We start from the raw sequence: 21,322 nt of genomic DNA, 5'->3' as shown, positions 1-21,322 counted from the left end.
CGTCCTAGACCTCCGCCATTTCGTGCTGTTCCCCGTACACCTGGATGAAGATCTCCTCCAGGGACGCCCGTGCGGTGCCGAAGCTGCGGACCGCGACGCCGGCTCCGATCAGTTCCCGCAGGACCATGGTTTCGTCCGCCCCGGCAGCCGGGGCCAGCTCCGCGTGCCCGTCGCTGTCACGCACGACGTCGTACAGGTCCGAGGCGGGCAGGATGCCCTCGTAGCCCAGCCGGTACACGGTGCCGCCGAACTGGTCCTGGACTTCGGCGACGGTGCCGTACGCCCGGGAGGTGCCGTCCTTGAGCAGGATGACCCGGTCGCAGAGCCGTTCCACTTCCTCCATCTGGTGCGTGACCATGATGACCGTGGCGCCGGCGAGCTTCTGCTCCTCGATGATGTCCATCAGCAGCCTGCGGTTCACGGGGTCGAAGCCCTTCGTGGGCTCATCGAGGATGAGCAGGTCGGGGTCGTTCATGATCGTGACGCCGAGCTGGACTTTCTGCTGCTGGCCGCCGGAGAGCTTGTCCAGCCGCACCGCTGCCTTGTCGGCCAGGCCCACCCGCTCCAGGTAGGTCTGGGACCAGGCGCGGGCGTGGTGTTTGCTCAGGCCCTTGAGCCGGCCGAAGTAGACCATCACGTCCAGGACGACTTCCTTCTTGTAGAGGCCCCGTTCCTCCGGCAGGTAGCCCAGCCGTGCGCCGTCGCGCGGTTCGAAGACCTTCCCGCCGATGTGCAGGGTTCCGGCGGTGGGCTTGTAAATGCCCAGCAGCGCCCGCAGCGTGGTGGTCTTCCCGGACCCGTTGCTGCCCAGGAACCCGAAGGTTTCCCCGGCCCGGACATCGAAGGACAGGTCTTTGACCACCGTCGTCTCCCCGAAGTCCATACGGAAGTTCTTGATGTGCACAAGCGGCTCGGCCGCGTCCCCCAGCGTCATGAAGCCCAGCCTAGCGGAAGCGATTCAGGCGTCTCGGTTCCGGGCGGCGTGCCCATGGCGCAAGCCCAAGGCGAGCCCGTGTTCCTCCAGAGCCGCCTCGATGATCCGGAGCGCTTTGGGCCCCACTCCGTGCAACGCAGCCGTTGTCATCGCAGCTGCCGGTGTTCATGCAGGTCACCGCACGGGAGGGTCTCGTCAGCGCCCGGACTCACGAGTAGCTTGGTGCCATGACCGGAGACTTTGACCTTGACGCCGAAGAATCGCAGGAGATCGCGAACGATCCGCGCCAAATTGGGTACTGGTTCTTCAGAGCGCTGCACGACAGGGCGAGGAACCTCGATGACCTGCATCTGATCGTGACCCCGGAATCCCGTCCGCTCTGGGGAGCCTTCGAAATCGCCGCAGCCCTGCTGGACTCCATCGAAGACCCCGGCATGCTCCAGGAAGCCGTCTACGCCCACGGCGACCTCGATGTCTGCTACATGCGCGTAATCCGCGAAGCCAAGGAACACACACCGGCCACAATGCTGGACGACCCGCTGCTGATCACGCTCGTGTGGCGGCCCGACCACGGCCGGTGGATGGTCCACGGCTTCGGCGACATGGTGCTCCCGGACAGGGTGCCCCGCGGGGCTTAGGGCCGGTGGTCGTCCATGAGAAGGGAGGCCATGGCCTTGGCGCGGGCAGCGGCACGGGGGTCGCCCTCGGCCGAGGCGACGATGGCTCCCTTGATCAGGATGTGCATGGACCAGGCGAAGTCGTTCGGGTTGTCGAGGCCGGCGGATTCTGCCAGTTCGGCGATCTGTACCCGCGTCTTCTCCAGGTACTGGATGCTCGCCTTCCCGAGAGGGTGGTCGGGGCCCATTTCCATCATCACGTGCAGGAACGAGCTGACTTGGGCCGCGCCCTGGCGGAACCAGTCGTCGAAGACGTCAAAGATCGTCAGCATGGCTGCCCCGTCCCGGGTCCCGTTCCGGGCGATGGCGTCCTCGATTGTGGCCGTGCGTTCCCGGTACCACTGCTCGAGGAAGGCCAGGACGACGTCGTCCTTGGAGTGGAAGTGCCTGTAGAACGTTGCCTTGGCCACCCCTGATACGCGGATCAGCTCGTCGACTCCCACATCGCGGATCCCCCGCAGGGCAAACAACTCGTAGGCGACGCCAACGATTTTGTCCCGGGGACTGCCGGTCGCAGGGCGCCCTGGCTGCCCGTTCCCCTCTGAGGTGTGCACCATCGGATAATACACAATCCGGCTGGGACTAGACAGAACGTTCTGTCTAGGCTCCGGGTCTGCCTCCTTGCCACTTTCAGGATATAGCCCGCCAGGGGGCTTGCCGCAAGGCCCCTACCCTCGGCCAGAATGGTTGGCCGCGCTTAGTTTTGGGATTGGGGTTTCACATGTTTGACGTGATCATTTGTGGCGGCGGGCCAACGGGGATGATGCTGGCCAGTGAGTTGCGGCTGCACGGGGTGGACGTGCTGGTGCTGGAGAAGGACGCTGAGCCAAGCCAGGCCGTCCGCTCGCTGGGCCTGCACCCGCGCAGCATTGAGATCATGGACCAGCGTGGGCTGCTGGACCGGTTCCTCGCCCACGGGCAGCAGTATTCCGGCGTCGGCCGTTTCGCGGGGATCGACAAACCCCTGCCGGCGAACCTGGACACCGCCCACGCCTACATCCTGGGCATCCAGCAACCTGTCACCGACCGCCTGCTGGCGGAGCGCGCCGTCGAGCTCGGCGCAGAGGTCCGCCGCGGCTGCGAGGTGACCGGCTTCGAACAAAACGACGACGGCGTGGGCGTCGGGCTCGCTGACGGCACCATGCTCCGCTCGCGCTGGCTGGTCGGCTGCGACGGCGGACGGAGCCTGGTGCGCAGGGAGCTCGGCATCGGCTTCCCCGGCGACCCAGCCACCACCGAGTGGATCCACAGCGAGATGGAGGTGACGACGCCCCCGGACGAACTGGCCGCCGTCGTGGATGAGGTGCGCAAGACCCACCGGGGGTTCGGCGTCGGCCCGGCCGGGAACGGGCTATACCGCGCCGTGGTGCCCGCGGCGAGCGTGGCCGAGGACCGCACCGTCCCGCCCACGCTCGAAGAGCTGAAGACCCAGCTGCGGGCCTACGCCGGCACCGACTTCGGCGTCCATTCACCCCGCTGGATAACCCGCTTCACCGACGCCACCCGGCTGGCCGAGCAGTACCGCTCGGGCCGTGTGTTCCTTGCCGGCGACGCGGCGCACATCCACCCGCCTCTGGGAGGGCAGGGGCTCAACCTCGGCATCCAGGACTCGTTCAACCTCGGCTGGAAGCTCGCCGCCGAAGTCAACGGCTGGGCGCCGCAGGGGCTCCTGGACACGTACTTCGCCGAGCGCCACCGGGTGGCCGCCGACGTCCTGACCATCACCCGGGCCCAGAGCGAACTGATCTCGCCCGAGCCCGGCCCCCAGGCCGTGCGCCGCCTGCTGACCGAACTGATGGACTTCGACGACGTCAGCCGGTTCCTTGCCGAGCGGATCAGTTCGACCGGGATCCGCTATGACTTCGGCGACGGGCCCGAGTTGCTCGGCAGGCGGCTGCGCGACATCCCGCTGTCGCGCGGCCGCCTCTACGAGCTGACGCGCGAAGGGCGCGGGCTCCTGCTGGACCAGACCGGTGGGCTTTCCGTGGCGGGGTGGACGGACCGGGTCGACTATGTTGCGGACACCAGCGGGGAACTGGACGCCGCCGCGGTGCTGCTCCGGCCGGACGGCCACGTGGCCTGGATCGGCGAAGACCAGGAGGACCTGCTCCGCCACCTGCCAAAATGGTTCGGAGCCGCATCCCATCAAGCGTTTGGATGAGTACATCGGGGGATGTACCTTGAAGGCATGGAAACGCTCACGCAGGCACCGGTGCTGGCCCGGTTCGGTTACGCGGTCTCGGACCCGACCCGCGCCCGGATCCTCCTTGCCCTGTCAGATGGCCCTGGCTATCCGTCGGATCTGGCCGACTCCATTGGGGTGTCCCGGCAGAGCATGTCCAACCACCTGACCTGCCTGCGCGGCTGCGGCCTGGTCGTTGCCGCCCCCGACGGGCGGCGCACCCGGTATGAGCTCGCGGACGGCCGGCTCGGCCATGCGATCAGGGACCTCATCGGCGTCGTCCTCGCAGTGGACCCGGCGTGCTGCGCACCGGACGGGGAGTGCTTCGCATGACGGCGCTGATTAGCGCCCCAAGCCCGGAACGCCGTGCGGTGCTGAGTCTTAGGATCCGGCTCTTCGCAGCAGCGACCATCACCTACAACCTCATCGAGGCGGTGGTGGCCCTCTGGGCCGGCGGCGTCGCGGACTCCTCGGCCCTGATTGGCTTCGGACTGGATTCGGTGATCGAGGTCGCGTCCGCACTGGCGCTGTCATGGCAGTTTTCCGCGAAGGACCCGGAACGGCGCGAGCATCTGACGCTGCGGATCATCGCCGCGTCCTTCTTCGCCCTCGCAGCGTTCGTCAGCGTCGATGCGGTCACGTCCCTCGCCGGCGGCGGAGAGGCCCAGCACTCCACCCCGGGGATCCTCATCGCGGCCCTGAGCCTTGCGGTCATGCCGGTCCTGTCCTGGGCGCAACGCCGTGCCGGGAGGGAACTCGGCTCCAAGACAGCGGTGGCGGATTCCAAGCAGACGCTGTTGTGCACCTATCTCTCTGCGGTGTTGCTGGCGGGGCTGGTCCTGAACAGCACGCTGGGCTGGTGGTGGGCCGATGCCGGCGCCGCGCTGGTGATCGCCGCGGTTGCCGTGCGGGAAGGCATCAACGCCTGGCGCGGGGACGTCTGCTGCACGGTCCCCAACACAGCCGCCACGGCCCACGGCACCGACACCGACACCGACACCGATGACTGCTGTGCCGGATGTGCGTCCGAGACCCAGCCGCAGCCGCTGACACTGCCGCAGCCCCTGACACTGAACCTCCGCCGAAAGGACTGAGCCATGGGCAGCGGACACGACCATTCCCACGGCGCGGCCGGCGCCGCCGGGCAGCGGACCAAACTCCTCATCGTTTTCGGTATCACCTTCGCGGTGATGGTCGCCGAAATCATCGGCTCGGTGCTCACGGGCAGCCTGGCGCTGCTGGCGGACGCCGGGCACATGTTCACGGACTCGGCCGGGCTGCTGATCGCGCTGATCGCCGCATCGCTGGCACTGAAACCCGCCACGCTGAAGCGCACCTGGGGCTACAAGCGAGCCGAAATCGTTGCCGCCGCCGGGCAGGCAGCCCTGCTGCTCGGCGTCGGCGGCTTCGTCATCGTCGAAGGCATCCGCCGGCTCATCGAACCCCAGGAGGTCGGCGGGTCCACGATGCTGTGGTTCGGCATCATCGGCCTGGCCGGCAACGCCGTCGGGCTTCTGGTTCTGGCCTCGGGCCGGCACCACAACTTCAACATGAAGGCGGCGTTCCTCGAGGTCCTCAACGACGCCCTCGGGTCGGTCGCTGTCATCGCCGCCGCGGTCATCATCGCCCTGACCGGCTGGACCCGGGCCGACGCCGTCGTGTCCCTGCTGATCGGCGCGCTGATCATTCCCCGCACCCTGAAACTGCTGCGCGACACCACCGAAGTGCTGATGGAAAACGTGCCCCGCGGCCTGGACCTGGCCAAGGTCCGCGAACACATCCTGGCCCTGCCGCACGTGATCGACGTCCATGACCTGCATGCCTCCCTCGTGGCCTCCGGAACACCGGTCCTCTCCGCCCACGTCACCGTCCAGGACATGTGCATGCGGGACGGCCACGCGGCCGGCATCCTCGCGGATCTGCAACGTTGCGTCGCCGAACACTTCGACGTCAGCGTCGAACACTCCACGTTCCAGATCGAACCCGCCGCCCACCGCGACCAGGAAAGCCTGCCCCACTGATGACGCCAGCACCCCGGGCCGCCACCAGGCCTGCCGACGCCACAAGGCCCGCCAACGCCGCCAAAAAAGTCCGCATCATGCTCTGGGTACTGCTCGCTTTCATCGTCGCCGCCGGGGTGGTCGGGTACGCCGTGCTGACGTCCACCAGGCCTGCCCCCACCGCCGCGGCACCCGCCGCCGATGCACAGCTCGTCCGCGAGGACAGCCACCGCGTCACCACCCCGGCCACCGAGAAGGCCCAGCTGGTGGAGTTCCTGGACTTCGAATGCGAATCCTGCCGCGCCGCCGTGCCCCTGGTGGAGGAACTGAAGAAGGAATACGGGGACCGGATCACGTTCGTCAACCGCTACTTCCCGCTGCCCGGCCACCGGAACTCCGGCACCGCCGCCCTCGCCGTGGAAGCCGCCGCCCAGCAGGGCAAATACCAGCAGATGTACACCAGGATGTTCGAAACCCAGCCGCAGTGGGGTGAGAAGCAGGACTCGCAGGCCGCCCTGTTCCGCACCTACGCCCAGGACCTCGGGCTGGACATGGCCAAGTACGACGCCGCCGTCGCGGCCGAGGCCACCAAGGACCGGATCCGCGAAGACATCGCGGACGGCAAGGCCCTCGGCGTCACCGGCACCCCGACGTTCTTCCTCAACGGCGAAAAGCTCACCCTCAACACCGAGGAGCAGTTCCGCCAGCTCCTCGACGACGCCGCCAAATAACCCCCGGCGCGGACAGCACCATCCGCGACACTCACCGTCAGTAGGGCCCGCCGGCGCCATAGACGGTCGGGCTTTACGCGTTAATAACTGGCCGGTGCTCACCTTGGGGCGCCGCAGCCACGCCATTGCCTTGTCGGCGATGAGCGAGACGATGGCCAGGTAGGCGAATCCGATGACCGCTTCCACTGCACCCAGGATCATCGCGGTGCCCATGGTGTCACCGCCATGCGGGATGAACTGTGGAACCACTGCCAGGTAGAAGAGGCCCACCTTGGGGTTGAGCAGCGTGGACACTGCCGTGTGCCACGACGAACGGCGGGCTGTGGCACGTCAAAGTGAAGGCCGACGGCGGCCCGGACATATTGTCTGAACGGCTAATTCCAGCCGCCCAAGGAAGCGACGCCGGCAGCTCTGCCCAGTCATAAAAGAAATGTCTTGACGTCTCAAGGGTGATGGCTGACACTGGTTTTGGGATCCCAAGACGGTATCCCAAATCGGTATCCCAAACGGATGCCACCTATGTTTGACGGCCCTGGGCACAGGTCCCCGAGCCGTTAAATTCTGTCCCGAACAGGTGTTAATGCCCTTCCAGCTGTTGGGGACAAGTGCCCTGCAGCCAAGCTCTTTCCGAGGTAAACATCATGGATACTTCAGCTGAAATTGACGACCGGCCATTGCGCGAGAGCGTCCGCGATACGATCCGCAACCGGATCTTCGAGGGTCACTACGCCCCGGGTATGCGGCTTGTTGAGCGCGATCTCGCTGACGAGTTCAATGTATCCCGCTTGCCAGTCAGAGAGGCTTTGCGCATGCTCCGGCAGGAAGGCATCGTCAGCGAGCGGGCGAACTCGCGGGGAATGGTCGTCAGCAGCCTGACACCCGAGCAAGTCGCGGATCTATTCGATGTGAGGCTTGCGCTTGAGGTCTTGGCGAGCGAGCTGGCAGCAGCACGGGCCACACGCGAAGAACTGGCGCATCTGAATTCCCTGTTGGACACGGCACAGGACTGTCTGGCGGCAGGATCAATCCTCGAGGCCCATGCAGCAAACAACCAATTTCACGACGCCATCACGACTACGGCCCGCAACGAGTTTCTGAGAAGCGCGTTGGAGCCCCTCCAGGGACGGATGCACTGGCTGTTCCGCTTTGCGACCGATTTACCTGAGCTGATCCGCGAGCATCGAAGACTCTACGAAGCAATCGCCAGCGGAGATCCCACCCGCGCAGGCACCGCATCCAGGGAGCACATTCAGAAGTACCGCAAGGACTACTACCTCCACCACTAAGCCCCCGCGTATTCGGGACGGTCCGCTGCCATCGGCCGGCCGGCCCTCTACTTAGCGCACCCAAAAATCGCTACGGACGGCCGCTTAGAACTCACAAAAGGAACATTCCATGCAAGATTTGCCAGATCTCGTCATCTCAAATGCCACAGTCGCCAACGCCGGCGGCCGCACATACGCGCACGTGGCGGTCAGGGATGGAACGATTGCCGCACTTGTTGATGCCATTCGTCCCGTGCCACAGGCATCGGCCACCGTGGATGCTCAGGGGCGCCTGCTACTCCCCGGTGGCGTCGACGGCCATTGTCACGTCGCCCAAGTAACCGGCAGGTACCGCACCCTTGACGATTACGCGCTAACGTCGGCGGCAGCGCTCTGGGGCGGCACCACCACCATCATCGACTTCGGCATCCCTCAGGACGCCTCCGAAACCCCATTGGAGGCAGCCCGCAACAAGATTGCCCTGGCCCGTGAGTCGCGCTGCGATGTGGGACTGCACGCCTCCGTCATCGAGTGGGACGAAACCGTACCCGCCCAGCTTGAAGAGCTGGCCGGGCTGGGAATCCGCTCCGTCAAGATGTACACAACGAACCGCGGATCCACGATGGCGGACAACGACACCATCCTGCGGGTGATGAAGCAAATGGTGCGGCTTGACGGGCTCACCTACATTCACGCTGAACACGACGCCATCATCGCCGACTGCACCGCCGAGCACGCCGCCCGCGGTGACATCGGCATCCGCCACCTGCATCGTACTCGGCCGGAACTCGCCGAAGAGATCTCCGTCAAGGAAGCCCTGGCCATGGCCGAATACACCGGAGCGCCGGTGTACTTCGTCCATCAGTCCACACCGGGAGCTGTCGATCTGGTGACCGCCGCCCGAATGGACGGCCTCGCCGCCTACTCCGAGACCTGTCCGCATTACCTGACCTTGGACCAGAACGTCTACGGCGAAAACTTTCCGGAATGGTACGCCTGCTGCCCTCCGATGCGCAGCCCGGAAACCGTCGCGGCGCTTAAGGAACGGGTGCTGGCGGGCGCCATCCACACTGTCTCCTCGGACCATTCCTGCTACGACCTGTCGCAGAAACTCGAACGCAGCGATGACATCCGGCAGATGCCCCACGGACTCCCCGGTGTCGAAACAAGGATGCCGGTCACCTTTACCACCATGGTCTCCCCCGAAGGGGATGGCATTGAACGTTTCGTGGAGGTCTTCTCCGCCGGACCTGCCCGAATCAACGCGCTCCGCGGCAAGGGCGTGATAGCGCCCGGTTTCGACGCCGACCTTGTCCTCGTGGATCCCGCCGAAGTACGGGCCGTAGCGGGAGCGGCCCTGCATATGGGCACGGACTTTTCCCCATTTGAGGGAAAGGCCCTACGGGGCTGGCCGCAGCTCGTGGTCTCGGGCGGACGGATCGTCCTTGATGAAAACGGCTTCCACGATCCGGGACCCGTCGGCCGGTTCCTGAAGCGCCATGGATTCCAGGAAACCCTCGCCGCCCCGGCAGAACTGGTGGCCGCGGGCCGTCCCGTCTGACAAGACCGCACCACCCAAACCAAAACCCACCGAAAGTGTTTGACAAAGGAGTCATCATGGACAGCAGCCACGATTCGCTGGCCGCGCTCGATCCGTCGGGCCGGCTTTACAACGAGGACCTTGCCCCCGCCACGGAGCGGAAATGGACCTCGTACAGTTTCTTCGCCGTCTGGATGTCGGCGATCCACAACATCGGCACCTACACCTTCGTAGCGGGCCTGTTCGTCATCGGCCTCACCGGCTGGCAGGTCCTGGCAGCCATCCTGATCGGGACCGCGATCCTCTTTTTCGGGATGAACTGGGCCGGGAAGATGGGACAGCGAACGGGCGTCCCCTTCCCCGTTATGGCGCGCATCAGCTTCGGGATCTGGGGCGCCAACATCCCGGCACTCATCCGGGCGGTCATCGCCATCTGCTGGTACGGGATCCAGACTTATCTGGCCTCCATGGCCGTCGTCGTACTTCTCCTTAGGATCGACCCTGACCTGCAGCAATGGCAGAACCAAAGCTTCCTTGGACTCTCGCTCCTGGGCTGGGCCTGCTTCATCCTGCTCTGGATCCTTCAGCTGGTGGTTATCACCCGGGGCATGGAGGCCGTGCGCCGATTCCAGGACTGGGCCGGTCCGATTGTCTGGGCAGTCATGCTCGGCATGGCCATCTGGCTCTTCAGCCTCGCAAAGTGGAACATCCCGATGGACCTGTCCATCAACCCGCTGGCCGGCGGAGACGCCACCCGGGGCGTCCTGACAGGTGCCTTCCTGCTGGTGGCGACGTACGCCACCATGCTGCTGAACTACTGCGACTTCACCCGCTTTGCCAAGTCAGCGAAGTCGGTGGTCCGCGGCAACTTCTGGGGCATCCCGGTGAACTTCGCGGCATTCGCCGCCATCAGCATCACCATGACCATTGGCACCGTCGTCGCCTTCGGTGAAGCCATCACGGACCCCGCACTGATCCTCGCCAAGGTGCCCGACACCTTCGTCCTTGTCCTCGGCGCCTCGATGTTCATCGTGGCCACGATCGGCGTGAACGTGGTGCTGAACTTCGTCTCCCCCGCCTACGACCTGGCCAACGTCTGGCCCAAGCGCATCAACTTCAAGCGCGGCGGCATCATCAGCGCAGTGCTGGCACTCCTGGTCATGCCGTGGAACCTGTACTCCAACCCCGTCGTCGTCAACTACTTCCTGGGCGGCCTGGGAGCCTTCCTCGGCCCTCTGTTCGGCATCATGGCCGCCGACTACTTCCTCATCAACCGCGGCATCGTAAACATCAAGGAGCTTTACCGCTCGGACGAGAACGGGGAGTTCTTCTTCCGGAAGGGCGTCAACCCCAAAGCCATCGCAGTGTTCATCCCGACGGCGGCCCTCGCTGCCGTGATGGCACTCGTACCGGCCCTCGGTGCGGCGGCAGCCTTTGCCTGGCCCGTAGGACTGGTCACCGCCGGAGTCAGCTACTTCTTCGCCATGGGCGGCCAGAAGAAACTCCCCTCGGTCACCCCGGAAGCAGAAGCGGTGCTCGAACCGGCAGAGTAACGAACTGGACGCCTCCTCCGGTCGGCTGGGGCAGGTACCTGGAAATCCATCGAGGACCGCCAGAAAAGGAGCCGGGACATACTGTCCCGGCTCCCTTCGCTTGCGGTGGATGACGTAGCGCCAGTCGCCAAATAAGCTCGATTTGGCCAGCTGCCGGTTTCGCGTTATGCGTAATCAGCGCGGCCACTTCGGCTTCTGCGGTGAAGTCCGACGGCGGCCCGGACGTTTTGTCCTGAAGCGACGGTCCCAGCCAGCCATGGGAGGCGGACGCCGGAGCGAGGATTCCCTGCGCCCCTGGAGTCAGAAGTGACGCCTAACTGCTCGCGCCGGAGGCGATGACGCCGGCACCAAGGGCGGCGATGATGCCACTGCTGACGCGTTCGACGCCGGTGCTCACCTTGGGGCGCCGCAGCCACGCCATTGCCTTGTACGCGATGAGCGCGACGACGGCCAGGTAGGCGAATCCGATGACCGCTTCCACTGCACCCAGGATCATCGCGGTGCCCATGGTGTCACCGCCCTGCGGGATGAACTGCGGAACCACTGCCAGGTAGAAGAGGCCCACCTTGGGGTTGAGCAGCGTGGACAGTGCCCCTGCGCCGAGGCCCGCCAGGTTGCTGTGGCGGAGCGCGCCTCCTTCGCTGCCACCTGCCAGGCCCTCCTTTGCTGCCTTCCGCGTTTTCAGGAACGAGGAAATTCCTAGGTACAGCAGGTAGAGGCCGCCAGCGATCTTGAGCCAGCGGAACACCTCGGCTGACTGTTCCAGGATCGCTGCCAGTCCGACGCCCACAAGGGCGGCCCACACGATGGCGGCAGCCGCCGAGCCCGCCGCAGCCGCAATGCCGGCGCTGGGCCGGTTCAGGGCGATACGCAGCACCAGAAACGTGTCCGGGCCAGGCGTTAGGGACAGAATGAGGCACAGTCCGGCAAAGGCCGCGAGCGAAGCGAGGGTCATGGAGAGGATTATCCCTGAAAGTGCCTCCTTCACCCAAGGCGCTGGCGCCACGGTAACCCCCGGACGCGGCACGCCACGGCGGTATGGTGGGGTGGCGCCCAGCCCGTCCCCTGTGATTGGCGGCAGGCCGGACGACGTCGCGCGGGCGTGTCAGCGAGGAGGCGTAGCTGCAATGAGTGAGGCTGGAGTCATGGATTTTCGGCACGTCATTGAGACGATTGGACAGTTTGTTGACTTCGCCGGTGTGGCCGTCATGGTGATCGGCGCCCTGGTGTCGGTGGTGCTGGCATTACGGGGCCATCAGCCGCAGAATCTTCCCGCCGGCGCCGGACGTCTGAGCTTCTACCGTTCCTACCGCCAACTGCTCGGCAGATCCATCCTGTTGGGCCTTGAACTGCTCGTAGCGGCCGACATCATACGCACGGTGGCCGTTACACCCACCTTCGAAACCGTTGGCGTCCTGGCCCTCATCGTGCTTATCCGCACGTTCCTCAGTTTCTCTCTCGAGCTGGAAATCACCGGACGATGGCCCTGGCAGAAAGAACCGCGCACCTCCGGCGATCCTGCTGACGTGCCCGCCGGCTAACGGGCCGGGCTGGCACAAGATCACCCCCCAATTTGGTGTCCTAAGGCAACATCAGCAGGTCTGTTCCGACCTTTTCCCAACGTGCGCTGACCACAATTGACTTCGTCCCGGACAAAGCCCCTCCCACCCTGAACCATCGGTCCAGCCGACCCTGGAGTGCAGAATGATGAAACAGCTCTTCAGACTTGCGGTTGCGGGCGGCATCACCGCCTCCCTGATCTGCGCGCTGGCGGTGGGGGCCGTGCCGGCCCAGGCGGCGACGTGCCAGCCAGGAACCGCCGCCCCGGCCGACGCAAACCCGGGAACAACGGTCATGGCCGACAATTTTGAATCCGGGACCCTGGCCGGGTTCACGGCCACCACCGGAGGCACCGGAACCGCTGCCGTTTCCTCGGTCCGGGCCCATTCGGGGACCTGCGCTGCCTTCCTGCATGCCACCACTGACGCGGGCTCGGTGGCCAAGCTGCAGGTGCCCCTGCCGGCAGGCACAGTGACGGCCTTTGCCAACGGCTGGTTCAACATCACCCAGGCCGGGGTGGCCGGCAACGACGTCCCGTACTTCCGGTTTTTCTCCGGCAGCCTGCGGGTGGCCGATATCTACCGCTACAACTCGAGCGGGCAGCTCTGGCTCCGCGTCACCTCCCCTACCGGAGACTTCGTCTATACCCGGCTGGTCTCGTCGAGCATCCCGCTGAGCACCTGGCACCATGTGGTGATGCGGGTGACCGCGAACGGCCTGGGGACCGACGTGCAGGTGTGGTTCGACGAGGCATCCGTGTACTCCAGCAACCAGGTGGCCAGCGCGGCCACCACCCTGGGCACGGTCCAGGTGGGCGCGGAACACGACAGGCAGATGGGCGACAGCTTCATTGACGACGTCCTCATCAAGGCCTCCACTTCGGCCAGCCCAACTCCGCCCCCTCCCCCGCCGCCCAGCACCATTTCATCCATCCGCAGCGCCGCGGACGTGGTGGCGGCCGATCCTGGCGGCGTGCTGTGGGACTACCCGGCCACGGGCAAGGGAGGGCTCCAGCCCAGGCAAAGAATCGGCGTCGGCTGGTCCGCGCTGGCTAAGGGGTTCGTGACGGACTGGAACAGCGACGGCATCTTCGACATCATCGCGCAGTGGAAGGACGGGCGGCTGAGCTTCTACCCCGGAAGGCGCGGCGGCGGGTTCTCCGCGGCCCAGGCCATCGGCACCGGCTGGGCCAGCTTCCACATCACGGTCGGCCACTGGCGCAAGACCGACCAGTTTCCGGGAATCCTTGCCTACGACGCCGCCGGGACCCTCTGGTATTACGGCAACACCACCGGATCACGGCTGTCGCCCCGCATCAGGACCGGGGCCGGCTGGCGGGGCCTGTACCTCACCATGACCGACTTCGACCAGAACGGGACGCAGGACCTCCTCGCCAAACGCAGTGACGGCACGCTCGTGCTGTACCGCTCCAACGGCACCGGCGGCTTCGTCGCCGAAGCCAGGCGCACGGTGGGCGCCGGCTGGAACAGCATCAACAGCATCACCGCCGTCGCCGGTTTCACCACCGGAAGCTCAGGGCTCATGACGCGGCTCACCGACGGCCGCCTGGCCCACTACCCCTTCACAAAGGGCACCTGGGGCCCACGGACCATCGAGGGCGCAGGCTGGAGCAGCTACAACATCCTGCGGTAGCCGAGGAGCTATTTCAACGGTGCTGCCTTCTTGCCGCGGCGGTGCTTGAGGTACTCGATGCCCCACGGCAGCACGGAGACCAGCACCATGACGACGGCGATGACGTCGATGTTCCTGGCCACGATCTCAAAGTGCCCCAGCCAGGTGCCCAGCAGCGTCACGGACGCGGTCCACGCAAGGGCGCCAACGACGTTCCAGAGCGTGAAGGACTTGTACCCGTAGCGGGCGATGCCGGCGGTCAGCGGCGCGTAGGTCCTGATGATGGGGACGAACCGGGCCAGCACGATCGCGGGCCCGCCGTGGCGGCGGTAAAAGTCCTCCGTCTTGTCCAGATGGGAGGTTTTCAGGATTCTTGCGTCGTCCTTGAACCAGCGACGGCCGAACGTCCGTCCCAGCACGTAGCCCACTTGGTCCCCTGCTACGGCGGCCGCGGTAATGACGCCGATGAGCACCGGAAGCGTCAGGCTCAGCTGCTGGTGCAGCAGCCCGGCCGTGAAGAGCAGGGAGTCGCCCGGCAGGAACGGGAAAAGGACGCCCGATTCGATGAAGATTATCAGGGCGATCACGGACAGGGTTGCCGGCCCCAGGCCTTGGAGCAGGGCGGCCGGATCCAGCAGGGACGTGATCCCGGGCGTCGCGGCCGGGGCAAGGGCAAGGGCGGTGTGCAGAGTGAGCATGGAGGTGGCTTCCTGGGATTCGGCACCCAAGTAACTCGCACTTGTTGTCGTTTTGAGGGCTCAAAACGACAACTATTGCCAGCCAGTTGGGAGGGGCTGCGACCTCACTGTCGCCTCACTCCACTGTGGCTTCTGTACCTCCGAGAATCCTGTGAAGCGTCAGGCAGTCGCCACCGGCAGGTCGACGGCGTGCGAGTACTGTGACCAGCCGCCCACAAAGAGCCTGCCGCGGCCCAGTCCCAGATGCTCGAGCACCAGCAGGTTGTGGCAGGCCGTCACGCCCGAGCCGCAGTAGCTCACCGTCCGGTCGGCCGATTCAATGCCCGCCCGCTGGAAGTTCCCCAGCAGCTGCGCCTCGGACAGCAGCTGGCCACCCGCGTCAAGGTTCTTGCGGCACGGAACGTTCTGTGCCCCGGGGATGTGGCCAGGCCGTGGGTCCACCGGATCGTGCTGCCCCAGGTACCTGTCCAGGTTGCGGGCGTCGATCACCTGAAATGCGGGGCTGGTGGCGTCACTGATGTCCGCCAGCAAGTGCTCTGGCCAGGGGCGCTCCGTGAAGTTGGAGCGGACCGCGGCCGCGGCTTCCGTTTCCAGCGGGCCAGCGTAGGAGGCGATGCCGCCGTCCAGCACGGCCGCGTGGTGGCCGGTGGCCCTCAGCATCCACACCAGACGGGCAGCGATGACGCCGCCGGCGTCGTCGTACGCCACCACCAGATCAGAGTCCCCGATGCCGCACGCCTGCATGCCCGCGGCAAACACTGCGGGATCCGGCAGCGGGTTCCGTCCCCCGTCTTCCGAGGCAGGCCCGGACAGCCACCGGTCCAGGTCCACGAACACGGCACCGGGCAGATGGCCCCGGTCATACGCGTCCCGGCCGGCGGCGCCGTCGAGATACCAGCGCGTGTCCGCCAGCACAATCCGCCGCTGCTGCCCGGCGCACCAATCGAGATCGACGAACGGCGGGATCAGGCGGTTCTCTTCCATGAGCACAGCCTAGGCCGGTGTCTTGGATTTCGAGACGGACGTTTCAGCATGCGGACAGGGTGGTGAAGTCCGACGGCGTCCCGGACGTTTTGTCCCGAACGGACAGTCCCAGCGGGACAGGCGCCGAAGCCCCGGTCCAAGTAGTCGGCAGATGGGAACGAAAAATTTGCGTACACATTACGGTTGTTTGGTTCCTGTGCTCACGACTAAGTTGCCGTGTACTGGTCGTCGAGAACTGGCCAAGGTCGCCGAACAGCTCTATCAGATTGAACCACTGGTTCAATGACATTGGAGCGCGGAACAATGAAACGACTCTTCAGATTTGGTGTGGTTGGCGGTACCACGGCGTCCCTGATCTGGGCTCTGGCGGTGGGGGCCGTGCCGGCCCAGGCGGCGACGTGCCAGCCAGGAACACCTGCCCCGGCCAGCACCATCCCGGGAACAACGGTGATGGCCAACAATTTCGAGTCCGGGACTCTGGACGGATTCACGTCCACCACCGGAGGCACGGGAAGCACGGAAGTCTCCTCGGTCCAGGCCCACTCGGGAACCTGCGCCGCCTTCCTGCATGTCACTACGGATGCGGGTTCGGTTGCCAACCTGTCCACCCCTCTGCCGGCGGGTACGGCGACCGCCTATGCGGACGGCTGGTTTAACATCACCCAGGCCGGCGAGTTGGGCAACGATGTCCCGTACCTCCGGTTTTTCTCCGGCAGTATCCGGGTGGCCGACGTCTACCGATACAACAACAACGGAGAGCTATGGCTCCGCACAACCGCACCTGACGGAACCTCCGTCTTTACCCGCCTGCTCGCCTCAAGCATCCCGCTCAGCGAGTGGCACCACGTGGCCATGAGGACCACCGCGAACGGTACCGCGTCAACCGTGGAGGTGTGGTTTGACGGCACAGCGGTGTTCTCGAGCAGCCAGATAGCCTCCGCGGCCACCACGCTGGACACGGTCCAGCTCGGTGCAGAACACAACCGCCAGATGGGCGATAGCTACATCGACGACATCGTCATCAAGGCCTCACCGAAGGCCACCTCCACGCCGTCCATCCGAAGTGCCGCGGACGTCGTGGCGGTGGGTCCTGACGGCACACTGTGGGACTACCCGGCCAGCGGCCAGGGCACGCTGCAGGCCCGGCAGAAGATCGGCATCGGCTGGTCCGGGCTGGCCAAGGGGTTCGTGGCGGACTGGAATAGCGACGGCGTCTTCGACATCATCGCGCAGTGGAAGGACGGCCGGCTGAGCTTCTACCCCGGAAGGCCCGGCGGCGGATTCACCCCGGCCAGGGCCATCGGCACCGGCTGGGCCAGCTTCCACATCACCGTCGGCCACTGGCGCAAAACCGACCAGCACCCGGGAATCCTCGCGTACGACTCCGCCGGCACCCTCTGGTACTACGGCAACAGCGCCGGATCATCCCTGTCACCCCGCATCAGGACCGGGGCCGGCTGGCGGGGCCTCTACCTCACCATGACCGACTTCGACCAGAACGGGGCGCAGGACCTGCTGGCCAAACGCACCGACGGCACGCTGGTGCTGTACCGCTCCACCGGAACCGGCGGCTTCGTCGCCGAAGCCAGGCGCACGGTCGGCGCAGGCTGGAACAGCATCAACAGCATCACCGCCGTCGCCGGTTTCACCACCGGAAGCTCGGGGCTCATGACCCGGCTCACCGACGGCCGTCTGGCCCACTACCCCTTCAGCAGGGGCAGCTGGGGCGCGCGGACCATCGTCGGTGCAGGCTGGAGCAGCTACAACATCCTGCGGTAGCACGGCCCCGCGGCTCGATTTTCTCTCGGTCAGGGCCTCACGGGCCGAGAGGAAGTCGATGCCGCATCGGATTCGATTTCCGCCTCGGTTGCGGCCCTGACGGAGGCGGCAAGAGTCGTATCGTTGCGCGAGATGAAGTAGTGCACCACGGCCGCAAGGGTTGCTCCGATGAACCAGGAGAAGGCCGAGAGAGCGCCGAAGAGCGGGACCAGCGCCAAGACCACGGCAGGGACAGCTGAGACGAGGAACGAAATGTCGGCTTTGCGGTTCCAGCCGCCTGTGTACGTGTAATAGCCCTGCTCAGTGAAGAGGTCCTGCACCAGCACATGCTGCCTGCGGAGCACGTAGTAGTCCATCATGATGATTCCGAAAAGAGGACCGAGGAGTGCCCCGAGCCCGCCGAGGAACAGGTTGATCACCACCGGACTGTTGAACAGGTTCCAGGGTGTGATGACCAGGGCGATCATGGCGGCGATCAGGCCGCCGCGCCTGAAGTCGATTCTTGAGGGCCAGACGTTCGCCAGATCGTAGGCCGGTGAGACGAAGTTTGCGACGACGTTGATCCCCAGTGTCGCCACAGCGAAGGTGACTGCGCCGAGCAGGAGGGCCCAGATGCTGTCGATTCGCCCCACAATCTCCACGGGATCGTAGATGTGCTCTCCGTACACCTTGAAAGTTCCGGCAGTGACCACCACGGAGACTACCGAGAAGGCAATGAAGTTCACTGGCAGCCCCCACAGATTCGCCTTGCGAACCGCCTTGCGGGTTGGGGCGAAGCGGGAGAAGTCGCAGAAGTTCAGCATCAGGGTGGAGAAGTAGGTCACGGTCAGCGCCACGGCGGCGAAGAAGGCATGCGCCGTGCCCCATTGCGCGGTTCCTCCCGGCAGGTCCAGGGACACGTTCCAGCCTGCGTTGATCAGGATGTAGATGACCAGGAGGCCCATGACGGCCCACACGGCCGGGCCGGCCCAGTCCTGGAATCTCCTGATCGTCTCCATGCCGTTTCGAAGCAGCAGCAGCTGAAGCGACCACATTAACAGGAAGGCAAGCCAGCCCAGGGTGGATTCGCCAAGGAAGTTGTTTTCCGTCAGCCCTTTCAGTTCGGGCCAGACCTTGAGGGCGATGATGATGACGGCGCGGGAGGCGAGCCAGGTCTGGATGCCGTACCAGGCGATGGCCACGAGCGCACGAATCAGGGCCGGGAGGTTGGCTCCGAACGTTCCGAACGAGATCCGGGCGAGCACCGGATAGGGGACTCCGGTTTTCTGCCCTGCGTAGCCGGAGAAATTCATCAGGAAATAGACAAGGATGATCCCCACAACCAATGCGAGGAAAACCTGCCAGGCCCCGAGGCCCAATGCGAAGAGGCCGGCGGCGAAGGTGTATCCGCCGAGCGAATGGATGTCGGACATCCACATCGCGAACAGCGAATAGAAACCCCAGGTGCGATGTTCGGCCGGAGCCAGGTCTTCGTTGTACAGGCGCGCACTGGCACCGGGGGGAATTGTGTGAGACACCGAAACCTCACTTCCCAACTTCCGCGTTGTGAAATTTAGAGTCTGAATCTTCTGCAGCAGTGCAGCTGGCACTGCTAATCTACTCCCTTTTCATTTCCGTGGATCGGCCAGCCGCCTAAGTTAGATCCGTCTTGGGGGCCGCAAGTGTACGTTCGCGCTCGGTGGGTTATCCCCCGCTGCTGCCGACTGTCAGCGGGGCCCTGTCGACTCTGATTCCGCCCACCGCTTGTATGCGCCCTGGCGGCTGAAGCCGGCAGCCCGGCCTATATTGGCCCAGGATGCTCCAGCGGCCCTGGCGTCCGCCACCGTAGAGGCCAATCGCTGACTTGCCTGGTCGTGTTCGTGCGCGGCCGCCATCACCGCGGCAAGGGCAGCAGCCGTGATTGGATCCCGCGGCGGCAGGTGGGACCTCCACTCACGGTGGATGGCGTACTCAATCCGTCGGGCGGCATGCGCCATATCATCGTCGGCCGGGTGAGTGCCCCGTTCCCATAGCTTGCCGAGCCACCCGCAGGTACAAGCCCCGCGCCAGCCCAAGGCTTCGTTGTCCGGCGATCCGTCAGGATCGGATATGTAGGCGTCCAGTTTTCCTTCTCCGCCGGCTGGGGAGAACGGCCGGTCACCCGCCGCGACAGGCTCGATCCACCCCTCGTGCTGGCGGTCCCCAGAGAGCCAACCCATGCTCGCGACCTCCCCCGTGGCAATTCCGTGGGCCAGTCAAGACTAATAGAGCCAGACATTGGCGCTGGCAGCCTCGGGTTGCCCATTCCCTGCTACTTTCGGTTTTGCCCCGGCGAAAGCAGCGTAGAACTACGATATCGATGAATAACGGGGTTGAAAAGAACTAATTCTTCCTTTGTCAAGATTTCCCAATTAATGAGTGACTTCTCATCAAACAGCCATTTATGAGAGGTTTCTCAGCAATGCGAGAATCGAGCGGGGTGTGTGATTCCAGACAATTCGCGGATAAATTTGCATTGGCGGACGTGACTGTTCACCCAGATTGGCGGTCAAATCCCAGCTCAAGATGGCGGTCTTGGGAGCGGGCCAGCAGCTGCTGGCCTTCCTTCACGGCTTCCTCGTGGCGTTCGAGCAGGGACAGGATCCAGATACGCTCCAGCGGCGGGCCCTCACCGAGCCGTGTTTCGCCCGCGGGCCGGTCGAGGATCACATCCTGCAGCGTAGTCGGGTCGGTGCGCCAGATGTCTTCGGCTTCGCTCACCGTATGCCGCCCTCGACGATTCCCGGGGCAGGATCCGCAGGAGCCGGCACGTCCGGGCTGCGCCTCACCCGTTGACCCTTCCGGTGCACTGGGCGCCGGGTTCCGGTGCCTTCGGGGACTGGGCGTAGCAGTTGGTGAAGGCGGGAATGCGCGATTGTCCGATGTCCATGGCATTAGGCAGCGTCAGAAGGCCGGAAGGTCGTTCCTCCGTCGGTGGAGACAAGGATGCTGTCCGTGGTGGCGGCCCAGATCCACGGTTTGCCGTTGGCGCCCTTGACCGCTGCTATGGACATGACCTGTCCCTCGATCTGGCCTTTCTTCGTCCAGGTCGCACCGCCGTCGGTTGAGAGGTGAACTGTCCCATCGGGTTCGGCTCCGACCGCATCACCAGGGTCGGCGAACGCGGCGAACATAATGACAGGGCTGGACTTCAGCAGTTTCCAGGTGGTGCCACCCTCCGTGGAGCGCTGGACCCCTTTGGGGGTGGTGGCGAGAACGGTGTCGCTGTCAGAAATGTCCGGCGAGGAAGGCCGGGGCAAAGTCCGCCGCCACGATTTTCCAGGCCTTGCCGTCGCGGCTCGTCCAAAGAGTTCCGTCGGAGAGCTGTGCCCAGGTCTTGCCTCCGTCGGTGGACTTGATCAGCCCGAGCGGGTTGGGAAAGTCCGAGCCTTCGCCGGGATGGCCCGAGACGTAGACGACGCCCGGGTCTTTGCCTGCAGTGAATCCCATCAGGTCGTTGGCGTCGCCGATTTTGCTGGCGGGCTGTTTTGTCACGTCGAACAGCCCGTCGTGGGTTGCCAGCAGGACCTTGCTGGTGTCTCCGCTGACGGTCAGGCCGTGAATGTGGGCGCTGGGCAGGCCGCTGCCGGCCCGCTGAGTGGTCGATGCGCCGGCTGATGTTTCGGACGCCGGTGTGCAGGCCACGAGGGCGAGGATGAGGGCGCCGGCGCTGAGGGCCGCGGGCCGCCGGACGGTTTTGGTGGAGATGGGCATGGGAAGTTGCGGGAGATCCAGGGAAAGAAGGACTCGGTGTCCGGCACCGGCACCG

21 protein-coding genes are annotated in these 21,322 nt (G+C 65.2%); 12 read left to right on the top strand and 9 right to left on the bottom strand.

Translation table 11 applies throughout. From position 1 onward, the window contains the following. Positions 1–4: 4 nt before the first annotated feature. On the bottom strand, positions 5–934 hold the full coding sequence (locus ACFQ50_RS00620) for an ABC transporter ATP-binding protein (protein ID WP_377993570.1): 930 nt from the start codon (positions 932–934) through the stop codon (positions 5–7). A 227-nt stretch (positions 935–1,161) separates the two neighbouring features. Here ACFQ50_RS00620 and ACFQ50_RS00615 point away from each other — a divergent pair, with 227 nt between their 5' ends. Then, entirely contained in the window at positions 1,162–1,572 is a 411-nt protein-coding gene (locus tag ACFQ50_RS00615; RefSeq protein WP_377993569.1) for a hypothetical protein, read from the top strand. On the opposite strand, the gene ACFQ50_RS00610 is transcribed toward ACFQ50_RS00615, so the two are convergent. After that, positions 1,569–2,168, bottom strand: coding sequence for a TetR/AcrR family transcriptional regulator (locus ACFQ50_RS00610; protein ID WP_377993568.1), 600 nt, complete (start codon positions 2,166–2,168; stop codon positions 1,569–1,571). The genes ACFQ50_RS00615 and ACFQ50_RS00610 overlap by 4 nt on opposite strands. A 164-nt stretch (positions 2,169–2,332) precedes the next feature. On the opposite strand from ACFQ50_RS00610, the gene rox reads away from it, so the two are divergent. The 8 genes from rox (at position 2,333) to ACFQ50_RS00570 (ending at position 10,882) form a co-directional block, all read left to right on the top strand. Further along, entirely contained in the window at positions 2,333–3,772 is a 1,440-nt protein-coding gene (rox, locus tag ACFQ50_RS00605; RefSeq protein ID WP_377993567.1) for a rifampin monooxygenase, read from the top strand. Positions 3,773–3,799: 27 nt separating this feature from the next. After that, positions 3,800–4,126 carry an ArsR/SmtB family transcription factor gene (locus tag ACFQ50_RS00600; RefSeq protein ID WP_377993566.1) on the top strand — a complete coding sequence of 109 codons (327 nt, stop codon included), beginning with the start codon at positions 3,800–3,802 and terminating at the stop codon, positions 4,124–4,126. Next, positions 4,123–4,887, top strand: a complete 765-nt coding sequence (locus ACFQ50_RS00595) for a cation transporter (protein WP_377993565.1) — start codon at positions 4,123–4,125, stop codon at positions 4,885–4,887. The genes ACFQ50_RS00600 and ACFQ50_RS00595 overlap by 4 nt, the downstream gene beginning before the upstream one ends. A 3-nt stretch (positions 4,888–4,890) precedes the next feature. Beyond that, positions 4,891–5,814 (top strand): cation diffusion facilitator family transporter, encoded by a 924-nt coding sequence (locus ACFQ50_RS00590; protein ID WP_377993564.1) that lies wholly within the window; start codon positions 4,891–4,893, stop codon positions 5,812–5,814. Next, positions 5,814–6,524, top strand: coding sequence for a DsbA family protein (locus ACFQ50_RS00585; RefSeq protein WP_377993563.1), 711 nt, complete (start codon positions 5,814–5,816; stop codon positions 6,522–6,524). Before ACFQ50_RS00590 ends, ACFQ50_RS00585 begins: the two co-directional genes overlap by 1 nt. A gap of 641 nt (positions 6,525–7,165) precedes the next feature. Continuing rightward, positions 7,166–7,810, top strand: coding sequence for a GntR family transcriptional regulator (locus tag ACFQ50_RS00580; protein ID WP_377993562.1), 645 nt, complete (start codon positions 7,166–7,168; stop codon positions 7,808–7,810). A 109-nt stretch (positions 7,811–7,919) separates the two neighbouring features. Next, entirely contained in the window at positions 7,920–9,350 is a 1,431-nt protein-coding gene (locus ACFQ50_RS00575) for an amidohydrolase family protein (RefSeq protein ID WP_377993561.1), read from the top strand. A 56-nt stretch (positions 9,351–9,406) separates the two neighbouring features. Further along, entirely contained in the window at positions 9,407–10,882 is a 1,476-nt protein-coding gene (locus ACFQ50_RS00570) for an NCS1 family nucleobase:cation symporter-1 (RefSeq protein WP_377993560.1), read from the top strand. A 313-nt stretch (positions 10,883–11,195) separates the two neighbouring features. On the opposite strand, the gene ACFQ50_RS00565 is transcribed toward ACFQ50_RS00570, so the two are convergent. Continuing rightward, the gene (locus tag ACFQ50_RS00565; RefSeq protein ID WP_377993559.1) at positions 11,196–11,837 is read right to left on the bottom strand and encodes a LysE family translocator; all 642 of its coding nucleotides are present in this window, start codon (positions 11,835–11,837) and stop codon (positions 11,196–11,198) included. A 190-nt stretch (positions 11,838–12,027) separates the two neighbouring features. Here ACFQ50_RS00565 and ACFQ50_RS00560 point away from each other — a divergent pair, with 190 nt between their 5' ends. Further along, positions 12,028–12,423, top strand: coding sequence for a DUF1622 domain-containing protein (locus tag ACFQ50_RS00560; RefSeq protein WP_377993558.1), 396 nt, complete (start codon positions 12,028–12,030; stop codon positions 12,421–12,423). Between the two features lie 163 nt (positions 12,424–12,586). After that, a complete protein-coding gene (locus ACFQ50_RS00555; protein ID WP_377993557.1) occupies positions 12,587–14,095 on the top strand; it encodes a hypothetical protein in 1,509 nt (502 codons plus the stop codon). 8 nt (positions 14,096–14,103) lie between these two features. Here ACFQ50_RS00555 and ACFQ50_RS00550 read toward each other — a convergent pair whose 3' ends face one another. After that, positions 14,104–14,772 carry a VTT domain-containing protein gene (locus ACFQ50_RS00550; protein WP_377993556.1) on the bottom strand — a complete coding sequence of 223 codons (669 nt, stop codon included), beginning with the start codon at positions 14,770–14,772 and terminating at the stop codon, positions 14,104–14,106. 159 nt (positions 14,773–14,931) lie between these two features. Further along, positions 14,932–15,756 carry a sulfurtransferase gene (locus ACFQ50_RS00545; RefSeq protein ID WP_377993555.1) on the bottom strand — a complete coding sequence of 275 codons (825 nt, stop codon included), beginning with the start codon at positions 15,754–15,756 and terminating at the stop codon, positions 14,932–14,934. Between the two features lie 303 nt (positions 15,757–16,059). On the opposite strand from ACFQ50_RS00545, the gene ACFQ50_RS00540 reads away from it, so the two are divergent. After that, a complete protein-coding gene (locus ACFQ50_RS00540; RefSeq protein ID WP_377993554.1) occupies positions 16,060–17,535 on the top strand; it encodes a hypothetical protein in 1,476 nt (491 codons plus the stop codon). 29 nt (positions 17,536–17,564) lie between these two features. On the opposite strand, the gene ACFQ50_RS00535 is transcribed toward ACFQ50_RS00540, so the two are convergent. From ACFQ50_RS00535 to ACFQ50_RS00520, 4 genes are all read right to left on the bottom strand, one after another. Beyond that, the gene (locus tag ACFQ50_RS00535) at positions 17,565–19,052 is read right to left on the bottom strand and encodes an NCS1 family nucleobase:cation symporter-1 (RefSeq protein ID WP_377993553.1); all 1,488 of its coding nucleotides are present in this window, start codon (positions 19,050–19,052) and stop codon (positions 17,565–17,567) included. Between the two features lie 994 nt (positions 19,053–20,046). After that, on the bottom strand, positions 20,047–20,274 hold the full coding sequence (locus ACFQ50_RS00530; RefSeq protein WP_377993552.1) for a hypothetical protein: 228 nt from the start codon (positions 20,272–20,274) through the stop codon (positions 20,047–20,049). Between the two features lie 173 nt (positions 20,275–20,447). Beyond that, on the bottom strand, positions 20,448–20,813 hold the full coding sequence (locus ACFQ50_RS00525; RefSeq protein ID WP_377993551.1) for a WD40/YVTN/BNR-like repeat-containing protein: 366 nt from the start codon (positions 20,811–20,813) through the stop codon (positions 20,448–20,450). Further along, positions 20,782–21,267, bottom strand: a complete 486-nt coding sequence (locus ACFQ50_RS00520; protein ID WP_377993550.1) for a hypothetical protein — start codon at positions 21,265–21,267, stop codon at positions 20,782–20,784. The genes ACFQ50_RS00525 and ACFQ50_RS00520 overlap by 32 nt, the downstream gene beginning before the upstream one ends. Positions 21,268–21,322: the final 55 nt, after the last annotated feature.

It is taken from the genome of Arthrobacter sp. NPDC056493, from assembly GCF_042795115.1.
Lineage (GTDB): Bacteria > Actinomycetota > Actinomycetes > Actinomycetales > Micrococcaceae > Arthrobacter.
Note: the sequence above shows the minus strand (reverse complement) of the source record. Positions and strands in the feature narration are given on the sequence as shown.